This window comes from Mesorhizobium sp. P5_C1, assembly GCF_054049815.1.
In genome coordinates, this window is sequence record NZ_JBFULQ010000298.1 from 1 (window position 1) to 6,907 (window position 6,907).

Genomic DNA, 6,907 nt, shown 5'->3' on the forward strand with positions numbered 1-6,907 from the left:
CCTCAAGGGCGGTGCCGATGCCGACCAATATGCCGTCGGCCTCGGCCCGCATCAGATACACTTCGCGACGGGCGACATCGCCGGTGATCGACACTTGCCCTTGGCCTTCCCTGCCGATCTTGCCATCGCTGGAAAGCGCAAGCTTGAGAATCACTTCGGGGCGTTTTTTCAACGACCTGATCAAATAGCCGGCCATCTGTTCGGCAGCTTCCGCCGCCAACACCTTCTCGACCACTTCGATCCCGGCGGCGCGCAGGATCGCGTAGCCCTGGCCGGACACGCGCGGATCGGGATCGCTGGCAGCGCCGACGACACGCGCGACACCCGCGTTGACCAGCGCGTTGGCACAGGGCGGCGTGCGGCCATGGTGGGCGCAAGGTTCCAGCGTGACATAGGCGGTGGCGCCGCGCGCCAGCGCGCCGGCCTCGGCCAGCGCCTCGGTCTCGGCATGCGGGCGGCCGCCGACAGCAGTGACGCCGGTGCCGACGATCATTGGGCCATCGCCGTCGTCGCGCACGATCAGCGTGCCCACGGATGGGTTGGTCGCGGTGCGCCCGGCATGCTTGCGCGAAAGGCGGAGCGCCGCTGCCATGAAACGGCGATCGAGGCCGGCCTGTCTGTCGCTTGCAATCATACTCAGCCGGCGTCCTCTTCGCCCTTGATTTCGTCCCCCTTGAGCTCGCCGAGCAATTCGTGGAAATCCTTGGCCTCGCGAAAATTGCGGTAGACCGAGGCGAAGCGGACATAGGCGACATCGTCGAGCGACTTCAGCGCGTCCATGACCAGCCGGCCGACCTCGCCGGAGGCCACTTCGGTCTCACCGGAGCTTTCGAGCTGGCGCACGATGCCGGTCACAGCGCGGTCGATGCGTTCGGGATCGACATTGCGCTTGCGAACGGCGATCTCCACCGAGCGCAACAGCTTGTCGCGGTCGAACGGCACTTTGCGACCGGATTTCTTGACCACGACGAGGTCGCGCAGCTGCACGCGTTCGAAGGTCGTGAAGCGGCCGCCGCAATCGGGGCAAACGCGCCGCCTGCGGATCGCGGCGCCATCCTCGGCGGGGCGCGAATCCTTCACCTGCGTATCTTCTGACTGGCAATACGGACAGCGCATGGAGAAGCCTTTGGTTGGCGAATCTGGTGAAGCGAAAGGCTTAGAGGTTTTTGCAACGATGGCAAAGCAGCCCCTCGCCCCTCAGAGCCGCTCGCCCTGAGAGATAGCGAGCTGCAAGCAAGATTGCCAGCGCCGCCAGGCGGCTGGACAGCGATGCCGTCAGGGGGCGACGTCGGTGGTCGCAAACCCGCATGATGCGCCGAGGCTGCGATAGGCCTTGGTGAAGCCGTCCATGGCTATGCTTCCAACCGGCGCGTCGCCAAAGGACACATCGAGCACCGATGCGCGGCGCATGACGCGCAAGAGCGCCAGGCTGGTCTTGGCCTGATTGTCCACGGTCCAGCTAAGCCGGCCGCCCACGGTGGCGTCGGAATGGAGCTTGGCGGCGACGTGGCCCTTGTCATCGCCAAAGGTTGCCGCGACCGACTTGCCGGTTGGCAGCGCCGAGTTGTCGACCGCTATGGTCACGGACGGGTAGGCAGCCGGCGGCAGCGCATCGCCGTTCGTGATGATAAGCGTCAGAGTGCCGCTTTCGCCGCGGGCACCGACAAAGGCGGTCGAGGCTGCACAGGTCTTGCGGATATCCTCGCCGGTATCGACCTCGTCGACCAGGGTCGACCATCTGCCGAAGGTTTCAAGCTTGGGCGCCGCCGGGGCGGGTGCCGCCGGTGCGGCCTGGGCGGGTGCCGGTTGCGCAGGTGCGGTTTGCGCCGAGGCGATGCCGGAGAGCGGCAAGACAATCGAAGCAGCCAGGACGCCGACGATGGCAAGGTCGGCGAGACGGACAATTCGCATCATCAAGGCTCCTGTCGCAGCCTTGCCGCGACGACGCTTGTCCGTCGCGGCAAGGTGGTGAGACGTCCTATCTCGTCAGCCGAGATACGGATAGAGCGGAAAGCGGTCGGTCAGCGCCACAACCTTGGCCTTGACCGCCGCTTCGACAGCGGCATTGCCCTCGTCGGAATTGGCGACTTTCAGACCATCCAGCACTTCGGCGATCAGCTTGCCGATTTCGCGGAACTCGGCCTGGCCGAAGCCGCGCGTTGTGCCCGCCGGGGTGCCGAGGCGCACGCCCGAGGTGACGAAAGGCTTTTCCGGGTCGAACGGAATGCCGTTCTTGTTGCAGGTGATGTTGGCGCGGCCGAGCGCTGCCTCGGCGCGCTTGCCGGTGGCGTTCTTGGGACGCAGGTCGACCAGCATCAGATGGTTGTCGGTGCCGCCGGAGACGATATCGAGGCCGGTTTCCTTGAGGCTGGAGGCGAGCGCCTTGGCGTTGGCGGCGACGCTCTCGGCATAGACCTTGAAGCTCGGCTTCAGGGCTTCGCCGAAGGCCACCGCCTTGGCGGCGATGACATGCATCAGCGGGCCACCTTGCAGGCCGGGGAACACCGCAGAATTCATCTTCTTGGCGATGTCCTCGTCGTTGCACAGGATCATGCCGCCGCGCGGGCCGCGCAGCGACTTGTGCGTGGTGGTGGTCACCACATGGGCATGCGGCAGTGGCGACGGATGCACGCCTCCGGCGACGAGACCGGCGATGTGCGCCATGTCGACCATCAGATAGGCGCCAACCGCGTCGGCGATCTCGCGAAAACGCTTCCAGTCCCAGACACGCGAATAGGCGGTGCCACCGGCCAGGATCAGCTTCGGCTTGGTCTCATGGGCGGTCTTCTCGATGGCGTCCATGTCGAGCAAATGGTCGTCCTGGCGCACGCCATAGGACACGACCTTGAACCATTTGCCGCTCATGTTGACCGGCGAACCGTGGGTCAGGTGGCCACCCGAATTGAGGTCGAGCCCCATGAAGGTGTCGCCGGGTTGCAAGAGCGCCAGGAACACCGCCTGGTTCATCTGGCTGCCGGAATTCGGCTGGACGTTGGCGAAGTTGCAGCCGAACAGCTTTTTGGCCCGCCCGATGGCAAGTTCCTCGGCGACGTCGACGAACTGGCAGCCGCCATAGTAGCGCTTGCCCGGATAACCTTCGGCGTATTTGTTGGTCATGATCGAGCCCTGCGCCTCGAGCACGGCGCGCGAGACGATGTTTTCAGAGGCGATCAGTTCGATCTCGTGGCGCTGGCGACCGAGTTCGTTGCGGATGGCGCCGAAAATCTCCGGGTCGGCATCTTCCAGCGTGGTTTCGAAGAAGGAYTCAAATTTGTTCGACACTGCCGCTGCTGATGCCATGGCCTGAAATCCTTGGGTTCGGGGGCAATTTTGATTTATGCATGTCGCTGTCCCAAAACCGCTGCACACTTTTGGGCGACATGCATTCGCCGCGCCATTAACACAGTTGTTTTCGCCCCGCCACGTTTGCGGCGCGAAATTTGCTGGCCGGTTTGCGCCAGCGAGGCAACGAGCGTGCTATTTTCACGCCTGCCGCCCCTTCAGCAAGGCCTCGGTAAGCGTGATCTCGGTGAACAGCGCCCGCGCCGCGTGGTCGTTGATCTCGCGCACCGGCCAGGCGAGTGCGGCACCTATGGCAATTTGCAGCACCGGCAACGGCACCCGCACCAGGCGCACCAGCGCGCCGGAAACGGCGACGAAGACGAGCACAACCAGAATGAAGACGGCGACATCCATGGTCCGGTTCCAGACTTGTCCGCCGACCATGCGCAAAGCCGGCCGATCCGTCCAGCCGCCCTCCCGCGAAAAGGCGCAGGCAATCCGAGCAACGAAAAGGCCGCCTTAACCGGCGGCCTCTTCTGGTAAAAAAATCAGTTAGTTAAAGCGAAGACGTGATCTGCAGCTCGTTGGCACCGTCGAGCGCGTAGACGTCGTCGCGGAACTGCACGACGCCCGGGCCCGTCGACCAGGCCGAGAGATAGAGGAAATGTACCGGCACCGGGTTGGTGACCTCGACCGGCGTGTTTTCGCCGGTCTTGATCGTCGCCTCGAAATGCTGACGGTCCCAGCCGGGCGTGTCGCGCAGGATCCAGGTGACGAGGTCGCGCACATTCTGCACGCGCACGCAGCCCGAGGAATCGAAACGCATCATCTTGCCGAACAGGCTCTGCTGCGGCGTGTCGTGCATGTAGACGCCGTCCGGGCTCGGGAAATTGATCTTCACCGACGCCATGGCGTTGCCCGCGCCTGGATCCTGGCGGAAGCGATACTTGGCGGCGTCGTCGGTCGACCAGTCGACATTGAGCGGGTCGACCTCGCTGCCGTCCGGAGCGAACAGCCGGATATGGCTGTCCTTCAAATAGTTGGGATCCTTCCGCATCAGCGGAATGATGTCCTTGCGGACGATCGAGACCGGCGCATTCCAGTACGGATTGACGATGATCTCGTTGATCTTGGAATTGACGATCGGCGTCTGGCGATCGATCTTGCCGACGATCGCGGTGTGGCGAAGCACGACGCGGTCATTCTCGACGGCTTCGATCTGCGCCGCCGGAATGTCGACCAGCACGTAGCGGCTGCCAAGCGTGCCAGCCTTCTCCTTCAGCCGCTGCAGGTTGGTCTGTAGCTGGCCAAGCCGGATTTGCGCCGAAACGTTTATCGCCAAGTAGGTGTATTTGCCCATGGAGCCGTCGGCGGGCAGGCCGTGACGCAACTGGAAGCGCTTGACCGCCGAGTCGACATAGGAATCGAAGGCCGTCGAAATGCCGGCGCTCTGCGACAGGTCGCCAGAGACCATCAGCCGCTTGCGCAACGGCACGACATCGGGATCATCGACGCCGAGCTGCAACTTCTTGGTCGCGGGCACCTCTACCCAGCCGCCCTGGCTGACGATGTTTTGGTATTGCGCCACCGCCTGCTCGGTAAAGGCGACGGTCTGCGGGCTGAAGATCGGCAGCGTCGAGGCCACCTTGCCGCCCTCGCTGGCCCGGGCGTCGAACTGGTCGTCCCAATTGCCGCGCGCCGAGGATTTCAGGATATCACCGATGACATCCTGCGCATTGGCGCCGCCGGCGACCATCGCGGCTGCGAGCGCGGAGGCTCCGGAAAGGAAAAAACGGCGGCTGGTTCTCATGGACGTTCCAGACATTCTTGTAGCGTTCGATCTTGCTGCATTCGGTTTTCAGGGCGATGTTGCCCGCACTCTAGAGTTGGCAATCTTAACAATTAGCCAACCATGTCCGTATCAGTTCGGCCACAAACGCTTGAGCCGCGACACGGGTTCCGGGTGAACGCTCGGCCTTCACCACAGCATCACCGGCATCCTCGGTTCCATTGGAATATGGCGGCAACGTGGCCTTGGCCCGCGATTTGCATCGGGCGGTGCAGCGAAATGAAAAGCCCGTGCTTTTTCGGCACCGATCCGGGTCGCCGGCCGCGATATCGACCGATTGCCACAAGCCCTTGATGCTACACTGACAAGCTAGTCCAACGCGAGGAACGAGACCATGCCTGGTGTCCTTTCTATCGTCGCGGCCTTCGCCTTGGCCGCAGGTCCGAACGACCGCACCCCGACGCCGGAGGAAACGGTTGCCTATTTCGTGCATGGCCTGGAACAGGGCGCGATCCCCAAATACGGGCAGCAGACCGACGAACCGCTGAAGCAGGTTTCCCGATCGCCGGCGGTCTGCACCAGCACTGGCCCGAACGAGGTCGGCGACGAAACCGAAACGCTGAGGTTCATCGTGACCCGGCTGGATGATTGCACCTACAGAGCCGAACAGCAGTTCGAGGAGGACGGCGCCATCTACTACCGCCTGAGCTACGAACTGCGGCTTGGCGGCGTAAACGGCCTGTCGTTCGACAATCCGCCGGCAACCATCGCGCTGAAGGGGCTGGTGAAGACATGCACGACCGACACCGAGGGCAGCTGCGACCTGACGCGCGAGCCCGAAGCAATCGGTCCGTTCTTCGGCGAGCCCGGCCACGCCGAACAGGCGCTTGCCTATTTCCACGAGAAATTCTGCCCGCTGAAGCCGTGATCCTATCTGGGCTGACTATCTCACGATCTCAGTGCGGATTTTCAACATTTGGGGCCGGACTTGGCTGCGCCTTCAATTCCGAACATCGTTGCAACACCTCATGCTGGGGATAGCGCAGAACCTTGTTATCCTCCAGTTTGAGCAACAGTTCCCGCCTCTTGTCTGTGCTTTCACCATCCGTACACGACATGTCCAGGATGACGACATCCAGGCGGTTGATCTTCTGAATTTTGTCCAATGTGCAGCCGACCTCCCACATCTCGACTGCCTTGTCGGTAAACGTCACGATCGAGTCATTGTTGTCACACGGAGCGCTGCCTTCCGAGGCGAAAGAATCCTTCCACCACTCCTCGGCAAAAGCCATTTGCGGGACCAACAAAAGCACTGCGGCAACCGAGCAGATCTTCGAGCGTTTTCCCAAACCCATCATGCGCCCCCTCCGGGCCGTGACATTAGGCACTGCTGTGGCGAAAGCAAACCTGGCGGACTAGTGTCGACCGGGCGCCTGGGCTTCGGAATCAGGAAAAGAAAAGGGCCGATGCCTTTCGGCACCGGCCTTGACCAGAGGTCGACATTTCGGCCGCGCTTCTGTGGCGCGGGCCAGATCCGATGCGCCGGCTTACATCCGGTAGGCGATTGTGTCGTTCCAGAAGCGATCGAGCCGCTGCAGCGCGCGGTTCATCTGCTTGAACTCGTCGGTGTTGATGCCGCCGACTTGCTCGATCGAGCCGACATGGCGCTCATAAAGACCGGCGACGACGTCYGCCACCTCGTTGCCCTTCGGCGTCAGCGAGACGCGGACCGACCGGCGGTCGATGCGCGAGCGCTGGTGGTTGATGAAGCCGAGATCGACCAGCTTCTTCAGATTGTAGGAGACGTTGGAGCCGAGATAGTAGCCGCGCGAACGC

9 protein-coding genes are annotated in these 6,907 nt (G+C 62.9%); 1 reads left to right on the plus strand and 8 read right to left on the minus strand.

Annotation, left to right across the window (positions count from 1 at the left end; genetic code table 11):
* From ribD to ACXJ7R_RS21015, 6 genes are all read right to left on the minus strand, one after another.
* On the minus strand, window positions 1–634 hold a 634-nt coding region (ribD, locus tag ACXJ7R_RS20990; protein WP_457153519.1), incomplete at its 3' end, for a bifunctional diaminohydroxyphosphoribosylaminopyrimidine deaminase/5-amino-6-(5-phosphoribosylamino)uracil reductase RibD.
* A gap of 2 nt (window positions 635–636) precedes the next feature.
* Complete coding sequence (gene nrdR / locus ACXJ7R_RS20995; protein ID WP_095081151.1) at window positions 637–1,116, minus strand: transcriptional regulator NrdR; 480 nt, start codon at window positions 1,114–1,116, stop codon at window positions 637–639.
* A 159-nt stretch (window positions 1,117–1,275) separates the two neighbouring features.
* Window positions 1,276–1,914 carry a hypothetical protein gene (locus ACXJ7R_RS21000; RefSeq protein ID WP_457153520.1) on the minus strand — a complete coding sequence of 213 codons (639 nt, stop codon included), beginning with the start codon at window positions 1,912–1,914 and terminating at the stop codon, window positions 1,276–1,278.
* 72 nt (window positions 1,915–1,986) lie between these two features.
* A complete protein-coding gene (glyA, locus tag ACXJ7R_RS21005; RefSeq protein ID WP_457153521.1) occupies window positions 1,987–3,300 on the minus strand; it encodes a serine hydroxymethyltransferase in 1,314 nt (437 codons plus the stop codon).
* A gap of 183 nt (window positions 3,301–3,483) precedes the next feature.
* Window positions 3,484–3,726, minus strand: a complete 243-nt coding sequence (locus ACXJ7R_RS21010) for a hypothetical protein (protein ID WP_457153522.1) — start codon at window positions 3,724–3,726, stop codon at window positions 3,484–3,486.
* Between the two features lie 112 nt (window positions 3,727–3,838).
* Window positions 3,839–5,092, minus strand: coding sequence for a L,D-transpeptidase family protein (locus ACXJ7R_RS21015; protein WP_457153523.1), 1,254 nt, complete (start codon window positions 5,090–5,092; stop codon window positions 3,839–3,841).
* Window positions 5,093–5,465: 373 nt separating this feature from the next.
* Here ACXJ7R_RS21015 and ACXJ7R_RS21020 point away from each other — a divergent pair, with 373 nt between their 5' ends.
* Window positions 5,466–5,999 (plus strand): hypothetical protein, encoded by a 534-nt coding sequence (locus ACXJ7R_RS21020; RefSeq protein ID WP_457153524.1) that lies wholly within the window; start codon window positions 5,466–5,468, stop codon window positions 5,997–5,999.
* 28 nt (window positions 6,000–6,027) lie between these two features.
* Here ACXJ7R_RS21020 and ACXJ7R_RS21025 read toward each other — a convergent pair whose 3' ends face one another.
* Window positions 6,028–6,429, minus strand: coding sequence for a hypothetical protein (locus ACXJ7R_RS21025; RefSeq protein WP_457153525.1), 402 nt, complete (start codon window positions 6,427–6,429; stop codon window positions 6,028–6,030).
* Window positions 6,430–6,618: 189 nt separating this feature from the next.
* Window positions 6,619–6,907: MarR family winged helix-turn-helix transcriptional regulator (locus tag ACXJ7R_RS21030; protein WP_457153526.1), on the minus strand; the 289-nt coding region annotated here is incomplete at its 5' end.